15 protein-coding genes are annotated in these 15,691 nt (G+C 63.4%); 13 read left to right on the forward strand and 2 right to left on the reverse strand.

What is annotated here, in order from left to right; translation table 11 throughout:
• Positions 1-64 precede the first annotated feature (64 nt).
• The 13 genes from D1641_RS03645 to thiI all read left to right on the forward strand — a co-directional run bounded on the left by D1641_RS03645 (position 65) and on the right by thiI (position 13,547).
• Positions 65-319, forward strand: a complete 255-nt coding sequence (locus D1641_RS03645; protein ID WP_160663045.1) for a DUF370 domain-containing protein — start codon at positions 65-67, stop codon at positions 317-319.
• Positions 316-921 carry a guanylate kinase gene (gene gmk / locus D1641_RS03650; protein ID WP_160663046.1) on the forward strand — a complete coding sequence of 202 codons (606 nt, stop codon included), beginning with the start codon at positions 316-318 and terminating at the stop codon, positions 919-921. The genes D1641_RS03645 and gmk overlap by 4 nt, the downstream gene beginning before the upstream one ends.
• A gap of 115 nt (positions 922-1,036) precedes the next feature.
• Entirely contained in the window at positions 1,037-1,246 is a 210-nt protein-coding gene (gene rpoZ / locus D1641_RS03655) for a DNA-directed RNA polymerase subunit omega (protein WP_160663047.1), read from the forward strand.
• 60 nt (positions 1,247-1,306) lie between these two features.
• Positions 1,307-3,775 carry a primosomal protein N' gene (gene priA / locus D1641_RS03660; RefSeq protein WP_160663048.1) on the forward strand — a complete coding sequence of 823 codons (2,469 nt, stop codon included), beginning with the start codon at positions 1,307-1,309 and terminating at the stop codon, positions 3,773-3,775.
• Between the two features lie 93 nt (positions 3,776-3,868).
• Positions 3,869-4,423: a peptide deformylase gene (gene def, locus D1641_RS03665; RefSeq protein WP_160663049.1), complete on the forward strand. Its 555-nt coding sequence runs from the start codon at positions 3,869-3,871 to the stop codon at positions 4,421-4,423.
• A complete protein-coding gene (gene fmt, locus D1641_RS03670) occupies positions 4,420-5,358 on the forward strand; it encodes a methionyl-tRNA formyltransferase (protein WP_160663050.1) in 939 nt (312 codons plus the stop codon). The genes def and fmt overlap by 4 nt, the downstream gene beginning before the upstream one ends.
• 4 nt (positions 5,359-5,362) lie before the next feature.
• Positions 5,363-5,731: a hypothetical protein gene (locus D1641_RS03675; protein WP_160663051.1), complete on the forward strand. Its 369-nt coding sequence runs from the start codon at positions 5,363-5,365 to the stop codon at positions 5,729-5,731.
• Between the two features lie 84 nt (positions 5,732-5,815).
• Positions 5,816-7,144, forward strand: coding sequence for a 16S rRNA (cytosine(967)-C(5))-methyltransferase RsmB (gene rsmB / locus D1641_RS03680; RefSeq protein WP_160663052.1), 1,329 nt, complete (start codon positions 5,816-5,818; stop codon positions 7,142-7,144).
• Positions 7,141-8,175 carry a 23S rRNA (adenine(2503)-C(2))-methyltransferase RlmN gene (gene rlmN / locus D1641_RS03685; RefSeq protein WP_347707380.1) on the forward strand — a complete coding sequence of 345 codons (1,035 nt, stop codon included), beginning with the start codon at positions 7,141-7,143 and terminating at the stop codon, positions 8,173-8,175. Before rsmB ends, rlmN begins: the two co-directional genes overlap by 4 nt.
• Positions 8,176-8,255: 80 nt before the next feature.
• A complete protein-coding gene (locus D1641_RS03690; RefSeq protein WP_160663054.1) occupies positions 8,256-8,975 on the forward strand; it encodes a Stp1/IreP family PP2C-type Ser/Thr phosphatase in 720 nt (239 codons plus the stop codon).
• 132 nt (positions 8,976-9,107) lie between these two features.
• On the forward strand, positions 9,108-11,249 hold the full coding sequence (pknB, locus tag D1641_RS03695; RefSeq protein ID WP_160663055.1) for a Stk1 family PASTA domain-containing Ser/Thr kinase: 2,142 nt from the start codon (positions 9,108-9,110) through the stop codon (positions 11,247-11,249).
• A complete protein-coding gene (gene rsgA, locus D1641_RS03700; protein WP_160663056.1) occupies positions 11,246-12,133 on the forward strand; it encodes a ribosome small subunit-dependent GTPase A in 888 nt (295 codons plus the stop codon). Before pknB ends, rsgA begins: the two co-directional genes overlap by 4 nt.
• 247 nt (positions 12,134-12,380) lie before the next feature.
• Positions 12,381-13,547, forward strand: a complete 1,167-nt coding sequence (thiI, locus tag D1641_RS03705; RefSeq protein ID WP_160663057.1) for a tRNA uracil 4-sulfurtransferase ThiI — start codon at positions 12,381-12,383, stop codon at positions 13,545-13,547.
• Between the two features lie 63 nt (positions 13,548-13,610).
• On the opposite strand, the gene D1641_RS03710 is transcribed toward thiI, so the two are convergent.
• Positions 13,611-14,870 carry a competence/damage-inducible protein A gene (locus D1641_RS03710; protein ID WP_160663058.1) on the reverse strand — a complete coding sequence of 420 codons (1,260 nt, stop codon included), beginning with the start codon at positions 14,868-14,870 and terminating at the stop codon, positions 13,611-13,613.
• Between the two features lie 39 nt (positions 14,871-14,909).
• Positions 14,910-15,542, reverse strand: a complete 633-nt coding sequence (locus D1641_RS03715) for an MBL fold metallo-hydrolase (protein WP_160663059.1) — start codon at positions 15,540-15,542, stop codon at positions 14,910-14,912.
• Between the last annotated feature and the right edge of the window lie 149 nt (positions 15,543-15,691).

A 15,691-nucleotide genomic window follows, 5' to 3' on the forward strand; every position in this document is an offset into this window, starting at 1 on the left:
GGACATTTGACGGGGCGGGACAGAGCCCGCCCCCTACAGACGATACACTGAAGGAGGCCTAGGATTGAAGCTCATCAATATCGGGTTTGGCAATCTGGTGTCGGCCCGGCGTCTGGTGGCGGTGGTCAGTCCCGACTCCGCCCCCATCAAGCGCATGGCCCAGGAGGCACGGGAGCGGGGCATTCTCATCGACGCTACCTATGGCCGTAAAACCAAGGCGGTGCTGGTGATGGACAACGACCACGTGGTGCTCTCCGCCCTGACGCCGGAGGCCATCTCGGGCCGGCTGGAGGGCGAGGAGAAGGAGGAGGAGCCGTGAAGAAGGAAAAAGGCCAGCTGATTGTGCTGTCCGGGCCGTCGGGCGTGGGCAAGAGCACCGTCATCGCCGAGCTGCTCAGTCAGCGGAAGAATATCTACTTTTCCGTGTCCTATACGACCCGGCAGCCCCGGGTGGGGGAGCAGGACGGGGTCAACTATAACTTTGTGGACCGGGCGGAGTTCGAGCGGATGATTGCCGCAGAGGAGCTGCTGGAGTACGCCGAGTATGTGAACAACTACTACGGCACCTCCCTCAAGGCCATCCAGGACCGGCTGGACGCGGGCATCGATGTGCTGCTGGACATTGAGGTACAGGGGGCGGCCAAGGTTCGGGCCCGGTGCCCCGGCGCCCTGTTCATCTTTATTATCCCCCCCTCCTTCGAGGAGCTGTCCCGCCGTCTCCACCGCCGGGGCACCGACAGCGAGGATATCATCACCGGCCGGCTGGAGAAGGCCCGGGTGGAGTTCCGGGAGATTCCCAGCTATGACTATCTGGTCATCAACGACAAGGTGTCCGGCGCTGTGGCGGAGATCGAGGCCATCCTCACCGCTGCGGAGTGCAGGGTGGACAACCGGAAGTCTATTTTGGCGCAGTTTGCGTAATAATGTCCTGTAGGGGTGGATATTATCCGCCCAAGCGAGCACGCGTTGTGCTTCGTGGGAACGGGCGGGTAATATCCGTCCCTGCAGAGGAATCACAAAGTAAGGAGTTTTAACTATGATGCTGTATCCCGCTATGAAGGATCTGCTGGAAAAGGTGCCCAGCCGCTATGAGCTGGTGAATGTGGTGGCCTGCAAGGCCCGCCAGGTTGCCCGGGAGGCCGAGATGGCCGGCGAGCCGCTGGAGGAAAAGCCTGTGAGTATCGCCATCCAGGCCGTGGCCGACGGAAAGCTGGACGACTTGACCGAGCAGCCTGAACAGGAATAAACAGGGGGCGCCGCCCCCTGTTTTTACGGGAACGAGTTCCGATTTCGGAGGTGACGGCCAGTGAGCAGAAAAATCGCCAAGGTGGCCGTCGCCAAAGCGGTCTACGCCATCGACCGGCCCTATGACTACCTGGTTCCCCAGGAGCTGGAGGGGCGGCTGCGAGTGGGGATGCGGGTGCTGGTGCCCTTCGCTGCGGGCAACCGGGGGTCGGACGGACTGGTGCTGTCCGTTGCGGAGGCCCCCTCCGCCGGGCCGGCCCTGAAGTACATCCAAGCCGTGCTGGACGACCATCCGGTGCTGGATGAGAGGGCCGTCCAGCTGGCTCTTTGGATGCGGGAGCGGTACTTCTGCACCGTCTACGAATGTGTGAAGGCCATGCTCCCTGCCGGACTGTACTTCTCCCTGCGGGACCGGGTAGCCATCCGGAAGGGAGTGGACCGGGAGGCGGCCTATGCTGCCGCCGAGGGCTCCCCCGCCGCGGTTCAGCTGCTGGACCTGCTGTGGGGCTGGGGCGGCAAGGGGGATATGGAGCAGATCCGCCTGGCCTTCGGGGCCAGAGATCCCAACCCCGCCATCCGGCTCCTGATTGACAGCGGTGCGGCCGCCCTGGAGACGGGGGCCCAGCGGGCGGTGGCGGACAAGACGGAGAAGCTGGCCGTGCTGGCTATGCCCGCCGAGGACGCTATGGCAATCGTGACCGCCAAGAGGCGTTCTGCCCCTCTGCGGTATTCGGTGACCGAGCTCCTGTGTGCCCTGGGGGCCGCCTCCGCCAAGGATCTGTGCTACTTCACCGGGGCATCCATGCAGACCGTCCGATCACTGGAAAAGAGCGGCATCCTCACGCTGGAAAATCAGGAGGTACTCCGTTCCGCCTCTCTGGACGATGTGCCCCCCGTCCCGCCGCCGGTGCTCAACGGAGAGCAGCAGGCGGCCTTCGAGGGGCTGGACGCCCTGGCCCGGCAGAACAAGCCCGCCGCCGCCCTGCTCTACGGGGTGACAGGCAGCGGAAAAACCCAGGTGTACATCCGGCTTATTCAGGAGACCCTCTCCCGGGGGCGGACCGCCCTGGTGCTGGTGCCCGAGATCGTCCTCACCCCCCAGCTGCTGAGGATTTTCGCCTCTCACTTTGGAAAACAGGTAGCGGTGCTTCACAGCTCCCTCCGGGCGGGGGAGCGGTACGACGAGTGGAAGCGGGCCCGCCGGGGGGACGCCCAGGTGGTCATCGGCACCCGCTCGGCGGTGTTCGCCCCCCTGGACAACCTGGGCCTCATCATCCTGGACGAGGAGCAGGAGTCCAGCTACAAGTCGGAGAACGCCCCCCGCTACCACGCCCGGGAGGTGGCAAAGTACCGCTGCGTTCAGAACGGCGCGCTGCTGGTGCTGGGCTCGGCCACCCCGTCCATTGAGACCATGTATCAGGCCCGGGAGGGGCAGATCGGCCTCTTCCGCCTGAAAAACCGATACAACCAAAAGGCCCTGCCCCAGGTGCTGATCGTGGATTTGAAGGAGGAGCTGCGCCAGGGGAATCCCTCCTCCATCAGCTCCGTTTTGAAGCGGGAGCTGGAGGAGAACTTTAAGCGGGAGGAGCAGGCCATCCTGTTCCTCAACCGCCGGGGGGCGAGCCGGATGGTGTCCTGCGGGGAGTGCGGCGAGGTGCCCGAGTGCCCCCGGTGCTCGGTGAAGCTGACTTACCACTCGGCCAACGACCGGCTCATGTGCCACCACTGCGGTTACTCCCGGAGGCTGCCCCCGGTCTGCCCCTCCTGCGGGGGACAGCTGAACTTTGTGGGCACCGGCACCCAGCGGGTGGAGGAGGAGCTGCGGGATTTGTTCCCCTGGGCGGAGGTGCTGCGGATGGACACCGACACCGTCTCCGCAGCCCACCCCCATGAGGCCCTGCTGGACCGCTTCCGCAAGGAGCGGGTTCCCATCCTGGTGGGTACTCAGATGGTGGCTAAGGGGCTGGACTTTGAAAATGTCACCCTGGTGGGGGGGATTGCCCCCGACCTGTCCCTCTATGTGGACGATTTCCGGGCGGGGGAGCGGACCTTCTCCCTGCTTACTCAGGTGGTGGGCCGGGCGGGCCGGGGAAGCAAGCAGGGCCGGGCGGTGATTCAGACCTTCACCCCGGATAACGACGTGATCCGCTGCGCTGCCAGCCAGGATTATGACGGCTTCTATGAGCGGGAGATTGAGCTGCGCCGCCTGCGCCGGGACCCGCCCTTCGCCCAGCATGTGGTGATTACCGCCGCCGGGCTGGAGGAGGGGGCGGTTCTGCGGTGCTGTACCCGCCTGCGCCGGGCGCTGGAGCGGGAACTGCCCAACATCCCGGGCGAGTGGCGGCTGGTGGGTCCCGCCCCGGCGGCGGTAGCCAAGGTGAACAACCGCTACCGATACCGGCTCACCCTGACGGGGCAGCCCGGCCGGGCCTTTCGGACCCTGCTGTCCGGACTGCTTCAGGCCGCCCACAGAGATAAGGAGAACAAGGGAGTCAGCGTCTGCGCCGACGCGGACCCCTATAATTGCTGAGAGAAAAAACGAGGCTTTTCCAGAATTTTCTTTTGCTTCTTTTCTTTTTATAAAGAAAAGAAGAGAGAAAAATCCCAAAGGAGAAAGAGGTATATGGCGATTCGTAAGATTCTGACCCAAGGAGATCCAGCACTGAACAAAGTGTGCCATCCGGTGACCAAATTTGATGACAAGCTGTCCGACCTGCTGGACGACTTGCGGGAGACCCTTGACAGCGCCAAGGGCGTGGGGCTGGCGGCCCCTCAGGTGGGTATCCTGCGCCGGGCGGTCATCGTGGTGCCCGATCCGGAGGTCGACGAGATGATCGAGCTGGTCAACCCGGAGATTCTGGCCCAGGAGGGGGAGGAGGACGGCCTGGAGGGCTGCCTGTCCATCCCCGGCATGTGGGGCTATGTGAAGCGGCCCACCTGGGTGAAGGTCCGGGCCCAGGACCGCTTTGGCAACTGGTTTGAGGTGGAGGGGGCCGATCTGGCCGCCCGCTGCTACTGCCACGAGCTGGATCATCTGGACGGACACATGTACGATGAGCATGTGGACCAGCTGTATACCTCCGAGGAGGTGGACGCCATGCTGTCGGAGGATTCGCCCGAGGAGACCACCCCCGCCCAGCGGCGGGCCCGGAGGAGACACGTCAGGAGGAGAAGATGAGAATCGTATTCATGGGCACTCCCGAATTTGCTGTCCCCTCCCTGAAGGCGCTGATCGCCAACCACCAGGTGGTGGGGGTGTTCTGCCAGCCGGACAAGCCGGTGGGCCGGCACCAGAACAAGCTGGAGCCCCCTATCGTAAAGCGGTGTACCCTAAATTACAACACCATCGGGTACAATATCCCCGTCTGCCAGCCCGAGACCCTGCGGGACGGGACCGCCCTGGCGGTTTTAAAGGAGCTGGACCCGGAGCTCATTGTGGTGGCGGCCTACGGCCGGTTCCTCCCAGACGAGATCCTGGCCCTGCCCGCGAAGGGGTGCATCAATGTCCACTCCTCCCTCCTGCCCAAGTACCGGGGCTCCGCCCCCATCAACTGGGCCATCCTCAACGGGGAAGCTGAGACTGGCGTCACCATCCAGCGCATGGCCCACGACATGGACGCGGGGGACATCATCCTACAGCAGTCCACCCCCATCTACCCAGAGGAGACTGCGGGGATGCTCTACGGCAGGCTGGCCGAGCTGGGGGGGAAGCTGGTGACGGAGGCCGTGGCCCAGATCGAGGCCGGAACGGCCGCCTACACCCCCCAGGACCATTCCAAGGCCACCCTGGCCCCCATGCTGTCCAAGGCCCTGTCCCCGGTGGACTGGACAAAGACCGCCCAGGAGATTTTTAATCAAATTCGGGGCCTGGACCCCTGGCCGGGGGCCTCCACCGACGTGATTTCCGGCGAGCCCATCAAGCTGTGGGGAGCCCAGATCGTGGAGAAGCACACCGACGCCGGCCCTGGCGCCATCGTCGCCGCTAACAAACAGGGCATCGACATCGCCTGCGGGGAGTTTAAGCATGTCCTGCGCATCCTGGAGCTCCAGCCCCCCGGCAAAAAGAAGATGTCCGCCGCCGCCTACCTGGCGGGGCACCCGATCCAGGTGTGATGGTATGTATGATTTTACCGCCTATGACCGCGTTTTGAATGCTCCGTGGCTTATGGAGCGGTTCCGGGACCGCTATGTGGACCGAAAACGGCTGAGACAGGTGGGGCTGATGTGGAACTCCTTTTTTTCACAGTACAAGCCCCGTTGTCTTCCCACAGAGGAGATCGCGCAGCTGGGAATCTCCAGGGATAAAAAGGTGTTTTTCTATTCGGAGCGAATCCGTATGCTGTGCACCGCCAGCTTTGGTGCGGTGGTGGACTATGTGGAGCAGCTGGAGCTCTGGGAGGATATCGACGCATATCTGTTTGACGGGACTATGGACTGGGTAGTAGCTGTTACCCATGAGGACGCAATCCTCTGCTTAGGAATATAGAGGAAAAACGAAGTTTTTCCAAAAGTTTTCTTTTGCTTCTTTTCTTTTTCAAAAGAAAAGAAGAAGAAAGGCCGGTGAGAAAGCATGGACGCCCGGGAAGCGGCGCTGCTGGCGCTGAACGACTGCCAGCGGCAGGGAGGATGGTCGGATGCCATCCTGAAAAAGCGGCTGGCCGACAGCCGGCTGAGCAGCCGGGACAGAGCACTGGCCACTCAGCTGTGCTTCGGCGTGCTGCAAAACCGGATTTTGCTGGATTTCTACCTGTCCCACTTCTCCAACCTGCCCCTGAAGCGGATGGAGGGCCGGGTGGTGGAGGCCCTGCGGCTGGGGGCCTATCAGATGCTCTTTCTGGACAAAATTCCTCACAGCGCGGCGGTGAACACCTCGGTAGAGCTGACCCGGAAGCACTGCAAGAACCCTCGGGCGGCTGGGATGGTCAACGGCATCCTGCGCAATCTGGAGCGGAACCGGAACAGCCTGCCCACCATCCCGCAAAAGGACCCGGTGAGCTATCTGTCCACCCTCTACTCCCACCCGGAGTGGCTGGTGGGGGAGCTCCTTACCGCCCTAGGCAGCGGGGAGACGGCCAAGCTGTTAGCCGCCAACAACGGGCAGGCCCCCATCACCGCAATGGTTAACATAACAAAAACAACGGCGGAGGCCTTAACGGCTGTGCTGGAGGAGGAGGGGGTTCAGGTTCAGCCCCACCCCTGGCTGGAAAATTGTCTCATTTTGTCCAAAACCGGCAGTCTGGAGCGATTGACAGCTTTTGGGGACGGCCTGTTCTACGTTCAGGACCCGGCCAGCCGTCTGGCTGCGGAGGCTCTGGACCCAAAGCCTGACATGAATGTGCTGGACTGCTGCGCCGCTCCCGGCGGCAAGAGCTTTGCCTGCGCCATTGGGATGGAGGGCAGGGGAGAGGTGATCTCCTGCGATCTCCACCCCCACAAGAAGAAGCTGATCCGGGCCGGGGCCGACCGGCTTGGTTTACGTAATGTTGTCCCCATGACCGCCGACGGGAAGGTGTTCCGTCCTGAGTGGGAGAACGCCTTCCATAGGGTGCTGGTGGACGCCCCCTGCTCCGGCTTAGGGGTTATCCGGAAAAAACCGGATATCCGCTACAAGGACCCGGAGCCTTTGAAGGACCTGCCGAGGGTCCAGCGGGCTATTCTGGACAACGCCGCACGGTATGTCCGCCCCGGCGGGGTGCTGGTCTACTCCACCTGCACCCTGCTCCGCCGGGAGAATGAGGATGTGGCCCTGAGCTTTTTGGCGGACCACCCGGACTTTCGGGCGGAGGGCTTTCCCTTGCCTGAGCAGGTGGGGGACGCCAGGACGGGGATGCTCACCCTCTGGCCCCACCGGCAGGGGACAGACGGCTTTTTCATCTGCAAACTGCGCAAAGAGGAGTGAACTCTTTGGTTGACATAAAATCTATGACCCTGGAGGAGCTTACCACCTGGCTCAAGGACCAGGGGGAGCCCGCGTTCCGGGCCAGACAGGTATTTCAGTGGCTGTATCGGGGGGTCACCTCCTTTGAGGAGATGACCAACCTGTCCAAGCCTCTGCGTCAGAAACTGGTGGAGACCGCCCTGCTTGCCCCGCCTCAAGTGGCCCGAAGGCAGATGTCCCAGCAGGACGGCACCGTCAAGTATCTGTGGCGGCTCAGGGATGGCAGCTGTGTGGAGTCAGTGCTCATGCGCTATCAGCACGGCAACACGGTGTGCATCTCCTGTCAGGTGGGCTGCCGGATGGGGTGCGCCTTCTGCGCCTCCACCATCGCGGGGAAGGTCCGGGACCTGACCCCTGCGGAAATGCTGGATCAGGTTTTGTTTACCCAAATTGACAGCGGAGCGCCCGTTTCTAACATCGTTTTAATGGGAATCGGGGAGCCGCTGGACAATTTTGACACGGTTTTGCGTTTTCTTACCCTGGTGAACCACCCAGACGGGTTGAATATCGGGATGCGGCATATCTCTCTGTCAACCTGTGGTTTAGTGGAGCAAATTGACAAACTGGCCCAGTATGAGTTACAATTAACCTTATCGGTATCCCTCCACGCCCCCGACGATGAGACCCGGAGCAAAATCATGCCGGTGAACCGGAGCGTAGGGGTGGAGAAGCTGCTGGAGACCTGCCGGCGGTATTTTGAAAAAACGGGCCGGCGCATCTCCTATGAATACGCTATGATTGACGGGGTGAACGACGCCGACTGGCAGGCCGACCTGCTGGCGAAGCGGCTGAGGGGCGCCCCGGCCCATGTGAATCTCATCCCCCTCAACCAGGTGGAGGAGAGTCCCCTGAAGCCCAGCCGCCGGGTAGCGGCGTTCCAGAAGCGACTGGAGGGCCACGGGGTTACCGTCACCGTCCGGCGGAGGCTGGGCGGCGACATCGACGCCTCCTGCGGCCAGCTGCGCCGCAGGGCTATGCGGGAAGAACAGTAGGGGCGGATGATATCCGCCCCTATGAAGGACAGACGATAAAGCGAAGTGCCGGGGTTCCGGCAGAAACGAGGTTGAACGGGATGCAGGTATGGGGAGTGACGGACCGCGGCGCGGTCCGGCAGCAGAATCAGGACGCCTACGCCGCCAGGGTGCTGGAGGACGGGCGTGTGCTTGCCCTGGTCTGCGACGGCATGGGCGGCGCCCGGGCGGGCAATGTGGCCAGCACCATGGCTGTAGAGCTGTTTATGGAGCACTTTGCCAGGGGCGGCCCGGAGGACTCCGCCCAGGAGCGGATGGGCCACGCCGCCTCGGCGGCCAATCAGGCTGTGTTCCGGCGGTCGGTGGAGGACCAGGACTGCGCCGGCATGGGCACCACCATGGTGGCGGCGCTGGCCGGTGAGAGAGAGGCGGTAATCCTCAACGAGGGGGACAGCCGGGCCTATCACATCAACAGTGACGGCATCGTTCTGGTCACCCGGGACCACTCCCTGGTGGAGGACCTGGTGGAGCGGGGGGAGCTGACCCGGGAGCAGGCCAGGACCCACCCCCACAAGAATCTGATTACCCGGGCTCTGGGGGCGGAGCCCATCCTGATGGCCGACTGCTTCCGCCAGCCCCTGACGGAGGGGGACTATCTGCTGCTGTGCAGCGACGGACTGAGCAATGTGGTCAACGAGCAGGAGATGCTCTATGAGGTCATCCACGGCGGCGAGGAGTCGGAGTGCTGCCAGCGCCTGCTGGATATCGCCCTGAGCCGGGGCGCCCCCGACAATGTGACAGCGGTGCTGGTGAAGCGCTAAGCTTTGTTCCTTTTTCTCGAAAGAAAAAGGAACCGAAAAAGAACTTTCAGCAAAACTGCGTTTTGCTCCCTGATGAGATAGGGCTGAGCGTCTGGACGGCCCGTAGAGTGAATGATAAGGAGGATATTTACCATGGATCAGTACATCGGTAAATTACTCGATAACCGATATGAGATACTGGAGCTGGTGGGCACCGGCGGGATGGCCAAGGTCTATAAGGCCCGCTGCCACCGGCTGAACCGGCTGGTTGCCATCAAGATCCTGCGGGAGGACCTGGCGCAGGACGCCGAGTTCCGCCGCCGGTTCCACGACGAATCTCAGGCCGTCGCCATGCTGTCCCACCCCAATATTGTGGCGGTCTATGACGTGAGCCGCTCCTCTGATCTGGAGTACATCGTCATGGAGCTCATCGACGGCATCACCCTGAAGCAGTACATGCAGAAGAAGGGCAACAAGCTCAACTGGCGGGAGGCGCTGCACTTCATCACCCAGGTGGTCAAGGCCCTGGGCCACGCCCACAGCCGGGGGATTATCCACCGGGACATCAAGCCCCACAACATCATGGTCCTCCGCGACGGCAGCGTGAAGGTGGCCGACTTCGGCATCGCCCGGGTGGCCTCCGGCGGACACAGCACCCTGACCCAGGAGGCCCTGGGCTCGGTCCACTATATCTCCCCCGAGCAGGCCCGGGGCAGCCACATCGACGCCCGGTCCGACCTGTACTCCGCCGGCGTAGTCCTCTATGAGATGATTACCGGCCGCCTGCCCTTCGAGGGGGATACCCCCGTGTCGGTTGCCATTCAGCACATCAACTCCATCCCCCTGTCCCCCCGGGAGCTGGACTCCTCTATTCCCGAGGCCCTGGAGTCTATCACTATGAAGGCCATGGCCCCCAGTCCGGACAGCCGTTATCTGTCCGCCGACGAGATGCTGGCCGACCTGGAGGAGTTCCGGAAAAACCCCAACATCAACTTTGACTACAGCGCCCTGGAGTTCGACCCCGAGGAGGAGCCGGAGGACGACCGCACCCAGATCCGCCCCATCCACACAGGAGGCCGGCACGCCTCCGGGGAGCGGCCCCTTCCCGACGACTTCCCCCAGAGCCACAGCCGCTCCTATGAGTATGAGGAGGAGCGGCACGGCCAGCGCCGCAGCCGGCACAGCCGTCAGGAGGAGGACTACCCGCCCACGCCCCAGCGCCGCCAGCGCTATGAGGACGAGGAGGACGACTACCCCCGCCGGGGGCCGGTGTGGCCCATTTTCCTGGCCGCCATCGCGGTGCTCCTCTTCGTGGGGCTGGTGGTCTATTTCCTGGTGCAGACCATCTTCCCCAGCCTGTTCTCCCCCTCGGAGACCTACCCCGTCCCCAACCTGATCGGCCAGGTCTATGAGGAGATCAAAGACGACACGGACCTGTTGGGCCGCTATACCCTGGTGGAGGGGGAGACGGTGGCCGACGAGGCCGAGCCGGGCACCATCATCGACCAGGACCCCAGGTCGGACAAGGAGGTCCTGGAGAGCGTCACCGAGATCAAGGTCACCATCAGCGGCGGGCCGGATACTGTCGAGATGCCCCCCCTCGACGGTATGGACTATAACACCGCCAGCATCCAGCTGCGGGGCATAGGCCTGAAGCCTGTGGTCCCGCCGGAGTATCAGTATGATGATGAGATCAAGGAGGGGTATATCATCTCCTACACCCCCCAGGAGGGCCTCCAGCTGCCCCCGGGCACCGAGGTGCAGATGGTGGTGAGCAAGGGCCCCGCGGTCAAGGAGCTGGAGCTGCCTAACTTTGAGGGAATGACCAAGGAGATGGCGGAGAAGACCATCACCCAGCGCAATCTGGACCTGGAAAACAGCAAATTTGAAGAGGTATATGACCCCAATGTGGAGGCCGGCAAGGTGATCAGCCAATACCCCATCGCCAACACGAAGGTGACCGAGGGCACTGCGGTCAATCTGATTATCAGCAAGGGCCCCGATCCGGCCACCCTGCCCCCCGACCCGCCCGCAGTGGATGATCCCGGCCCGGACGTCCCCCCCTCGACGCCGGTGACCAAGTTCATCAACGTCAAGCTGGACGGCTATGAGGGCATGGTCAACATCCGGGTCCTGCTGGACGGCGCGGAGGTCGGCAGCGGGACGGCGGACGCCGCGATGGAGTCCTCGGTGGACATCCCGGTCCACGGAAGTACGGGAATGGGCGTCAGAGAGGTGGCTGTCTATATCAACGGCGTGGCCGGAGGCACCCATAAGGTGGACTTCGATTCATGAGCGAGGGGGTCATCCGCAAGGCCCTCAGCGGCTTCTACTATGTGGACGACGGGCAGTCCGTCGTCACCTGCCGGGCCCGGGGAAAACACCGCCACGCCAAGCTGACCCCCCTGGTGGGGGACCGGGTGGCCTTTACCCTCCAGCCCGACGGCTCCGGGGCGCTGGACGAGATTCTGCCCCGGAAAAATGAGTTCTATCGCCCCGCGGTGGCCAATATCGACCTGCTGGTGGTGGTGGCCTCTGAGGCCATCCCCGCCACCGACCCCTTCCTCATCGACCGGGTGGCCGCCATCGCCGCCGCCCGGGGCTGTGAGACCCTGATCTGCGTCAACAAGCGGGACCTGGAGCCGGGGGAGGAGCTGGCCCGTGTCTATGAGCGGGCTGGATTCCCCACAGTCCGGGTGAGCGCCCGGACGGGGGAGGGGATGGAGGAGCTGCGCCGCCTTCTGGCGGGCAGAGTGTGTGCCTTTACCGGAAACTCCGGCGTGGGCAAGTCCAGCCTCCTCAACGCCCTGGAGGCCGATTTTGACCTGGCCACCGGGGAGGTCAGTGAGAAGCTGGGCCGGGGACGGCACACCACCCGGCATGTGGAGCTGTTCCGGCTGTCCTGCGGGGCGCTGGCGGCGGATACTCCGGGCTTCTCCTCCTTTGATGTGGATAAAATGGAGCTGGCCCGGAAGGAGGAGCTGCAATACGCTTTCCGGGAGTTCTCCCCTTACCTGGGGAAGTGCCGGTTTCAGGACTGCGCCCACGTGAAGGAGAAGGGCTGCGCCGTGCTGGCTGCGGTGGAGGCCGGAGAGATTCCTCCCACCCGCCATCGGAGCTACGTCCGGCTCTATGAGCAGGCCAGGGCCATCCCGGATTGGCAGAGGAAGGAACAATAAAAATGGCCGCTTGCGGGAAAGCGCCCGAAGCCTCCTTTGGAAAGGAGGTGGAATCCGCGAAGCGGATGACGGAGGATTGTGTTTGGCGAAGCCGAACATACGAAGTAATATAAGCTTTGCAGGCTTGGGTTTACTGCGTAAGTTTTGCTTCGCAAAACGCAATCCTCAGTCGGCTCCGCCGACAGCCCCTTTCAAAAGGGGCCTTTTCCTGCGGGAGACGAAAGTTTGATGCAAAAGAGGGACGCTTATGAACGAAATGATTCTCCTCAAGCTGGGAGAGATGGTCCTGAAGGGCCTGAACCGCCGCAGCTTTGAGGACAAGCTCCAGGCTAATATCTACCGCCGGCTGAACGGTCTGGGCCAGTTCCGGGTGTACACCCGCCAGTCCACCACCTATGTGGAGCCCATGAATGACGAGTGCGACATGGATGGGGCCTGGGAGGCGCTGACGAAGGTCTTCGGCGTGGTGGGCCTGAGCCGGGCCCGGGCCTGTGAGAAGGACAAGGACGCCATCCTGGCCGCCGCCCGGGAGTATCTGGACGGCAGGCTGTCCACGGCGAAAACCTTCAAGGTGGAGACCAAGCGGGCGGACAAGACCTTCCCCATGACCTCAATCCAGCTCAGCCAGTATGTGGGCGGGGAGCTGGATGAGCTATACCCCGATTTGAAGGTGGACGTCCACAGCCCGGAGCTCACCGTCCACATTGAGATCCGGGACTACGCCGCCTTCGTCCACGCCGACCCGGAGCCGGGGGCGGGAGGACTGCCGGTGGGCATCAACGGCCGGGCGGTGTCTCTGCTGTCCGGGGGGATCGACTCCCCGGTGGCCTCCTGGATGATCGCCAAACGGGGGGTGGCCCTGGAGATGGTCCACTTCTTCTCCTACCCCTACACCTCCAACGAGGCCAAGGAGAAGGTCATCACGCTGGCCCGGCTGCTCACCCCCTGGTGCGGGCGGCTCACCGTACACGTGGTGCCCTTCACCGCCATCCAGGAGGAGCTGCGCCGCTCCTGCCCTCAGGAGCTGTTTACCTTGGTGATGCGCCGGTTTATGGTGCGCATCGCCGAGCGGGTGGCCCAGCGGTGCGGGGCCAAGGCCCTGGTCACCGGCGAGTGCCTGGGCCAGGTGGCCAGCCAGACCATGGAGGCAATGGCCGTTACCGGAGCGGTGACAGATATGCCCATCCTGCGCCCGGTGGTGGGGATGGACAAGGAGGACATTGTCAAAATTGCCCGGAAAATCGGCACCTTCGAGACCTCCATCCTCCCCTATGAGGACTGCTGCACTGTCTTTACCCCCCGGCATCCCCGCCTGCGCCCCCTCCCGGGGGAGCTGGAGTACGCCGAGCAGGGGCTGGACATCGAGGGCATGGTCCAGGCCGCCGTAGACGGCATTGAGCGGATACAGGTATAGAAAAGGGGCGGCGCTTCCAACGGAAGCGCCGCCCTTGGTGTCTCTTAATGGGCAAAACCGGGCTCAGTGTCCGTAGTCCAGCCCGGCCAGATACCGGCGGGCCAGGTCGAAGGCGTGGCTGGCGGTCTGGATGCGCAGCCGCTCCCGCATGGGGCGGGCTCCCAGGTGGAGCGCCCGGACGTGGGTGCCCTCAGGGGTGGCGATGGCCACGAACATGGTGCCCACCTCGTTGTCCCGGTCGTCCCGGTCCGGTCCGGCCACCCCGGTGGAGGACAGGGCGATGTCGCAGCGCAGCACCCGCCGGGCCCCCTCCGCCATGGCGGCGGCCACCTCTCCGGACACCGCGCCGAGCTGGGTGAGAAGCTGCTCCGGAACCCCCAGAACATCCCGCTTGATCTCGTTGGTGTAGGACACGATGCCCCCCTTGAAGGCGGCAGAGGCGCCGGGGATGTCGGTGAGCCGCTTGGCGATGAGGCCGCCGGTGCAGCTCTCGGCGCAGCCCAGAGTGAGGCCCTTTTCCTTCAGGCCCTGGATGACCACGTGCTCCAGGGAGGGCACGTCCACCCCGTAGACCTTGTCCCCAAACAGCGCCTTGACCTGCTCCACTGTGGGCCGGAGGAGGGCCTGGGCCTCCCCGTCCGCGGCCGCCTTGGCGGTGACCCGCAGCTCACACTCCCCCTCCTTGGCGTAGGGGGCCAGGGTGGGGTTGGTCATGGCGTTCATCTGGTCCCGGAGCTGGGCCTCCATGGTGGACTCCCCGATGCCGAAGAGCTTGATGGTGTGGGAGGCGATAACCCCCTCGGACAGGGACAGCAGGTAGGGCCGGGCGCGGTACTGGAACATGGGCCGGCACTCGCTGGGGGGGCCGGGGAGCATAATTACATGACAGCCCTCCGCCTCAAAGGCGCAGCCGGGGGCGGTGCCCCAGTCGTTGGGGAGGACGGTGCAGCCCTCGGGCAGCATGGCCTGCTGGAGGTTGTTGTCCGTCATGGTCCGGCCGGTGCGCTGGAACCAGTTCCGGATGCGGTCGGCCGAGGGCTCGTCAAAGACCAGCTTCTTGCCGAAGGCGTCGGCCAGGATATTTTTGGTCAGGTCGTCGCAGGTGGGGCCCAGGCCGCCGGTGGTGATGATGATGTCTGCCCGCTGCTTGGCCAGGGCCACCGCCTCCCGGGCCCGCTGGGGGTTGTCCCCCACCACGGTGTGCCAGAAGACGTTCAGCCCCAGCTCGCTCAGCCCCTGGGACAGGATCTGTGCGTCGGTGTTGGCCACATTGCCCAGAAGCAGCTCGGTGCCCACCGACAGGATTTCAACAGTATGAGACATGGGAAGGACCTCCAAATGTAGTAGTTTTTCAGGGGAGCGTCAGCCGGGGCAGTAGGTCAGAATTGCCGTCTGTCCGCGGGTGCTCTTCGTGATCTCCATGGTATTGCCCTTGTAATAGACCAGACTCTCACTGGGACAGACGGAGGTGAAATTCCCCAACAGGCCCAGCACGTCATAGCCAAAGCGATATCCGGCTGTGGCGGAGCGGTAGTGCATAGGGACAACAATTCTGGGAAAGAGCGGGGTAGCGAGAGTGCGGGCCTGATGGGCGCTGATGGTGTAGTACCCACCCACGGGGACCATCAGTACGTCCACTCTGTGCAGGCGGTCCTTCTGTTGGGCGGTGAGCTCACAGCCCAGGTCCCCCAGGTGGGCGATGCGCATCCCCTCAGCGGAGATGATGTGGATGGTGTTCTCTCCCCGCAGGGCGCCGTTTTCCGGGTCGTGGAAGGTGGAGATGGTCTCCACGGTGAAGGTGGGCGTATTTCCGGTGAGGGTCACAACCTCTCTGGCGCTGTGGTCCCGATGCTCGTGGCTGCACAGCACCATGTCGGCGGTCAGGCGCAGGGGAGCCAGGCCGGGGACCTTGCCGTCCGCGTAGGGGTCCAGCACCACAGAGCCCTCTGCGGTCTCCAGGGTGAAGCAGGAGTGCCCATTCCAGGTCAGCTTCATACGATTTCCTCCCTTTCAGATAAAATTGGTGGGGTAATTATAGCACACTGTTACGGAAAAGGGTAGTTATTTTCCAGGAAACGGAACAAACTTTGTATAATTTTTCTACCTCCCGGACCAAATTGAGGAAAAGAAGAGGGGGGAATGCA

The sequence above is a fragment of the Colidextribacter sp. OB.20 genome (assembly GCF_009911595.1).
In the GTDB taxonomy this organism is placed as follows: Bacteria; Bacillota; Clostridia; order Oscillospirales; family Oscillospiraceae; genus Lawsonibacter.

Bases quoted from the DNA above. Each gene is read 5' to 3' on its own strand.
- rpoZ (WP_160663047.1), top strand. From the start codon at position 1,037: ATGATGCTGTATCCCGCTATGAAGGATCTGCTGGAAAAGGTGCCCAGC.
- def (WP_160663049.1), top strand. From the start codon at position 3,869: ATGGCGATTCGTAAGATTCTGACCCAAGGAGATCCAGCACTGAACAAA.
- fmt (WP_160663050.1), top strand. From the start codon at position 4,420: ATGAGAATCGTATTCATGGGCACTCCCGAATTTGCTGTCCCCTCCCTG.
- D1641_RS03675 (WP_160663051.1), top strand. From the start codon at position 5,363: ATGTATGATTTTACCGCCTATGACCGCGTTTTGAATGCTCCGTGGCTT.
- rsmB (WP_160663052.1), top strand. From the start codon at position 5,816: ATGGACGCCCGGGAAGCGGCGCTGCTGGCGCTGAACGACTGCCAGCGG.
- D1641_RS03690 (WP_160663054.1), top strand. From the start codon at position 8,256: ATGCAGGTATGGGGAGTGACGGACCGCGGCGCGGTCCGGCAGCAGAAT.
- pknB (WP_160663055.1), top strand. From the start codon at position 9,108: ATGGATCAGTACATCGGTAAATTACTCGATAACCGATATGAGATACTG.
- rsgA (WP_160663056.1), top strand. From the start codon at position 11,246: ATGAGCGAGGGGGTCATCCGCAAGGCCCTCAGCGGCTTCTACTATGTG.
- thiI (WP_160663057.1), top strand. From the start codon at position 12,381: ATGAACGAAATGATTCTCCTCAAGCTGGGAGAGATGGTCCTGAAGGGC.
- D1641_RS03710 (WP_160663058.1), bottom strand. From the start codon at position 14,870: ATGTCTCATACTGTTGAAATCCTGTCGGTGGGCACCGAGCTGCTTCTG.
- D1641_RS03715 (WP_160663059.1), bottom strand. From the start codon at position 15,542: ATGAAGCTGACCTGGAATGGGCACTCCTGCTTCACCCTGGAGACCGCA.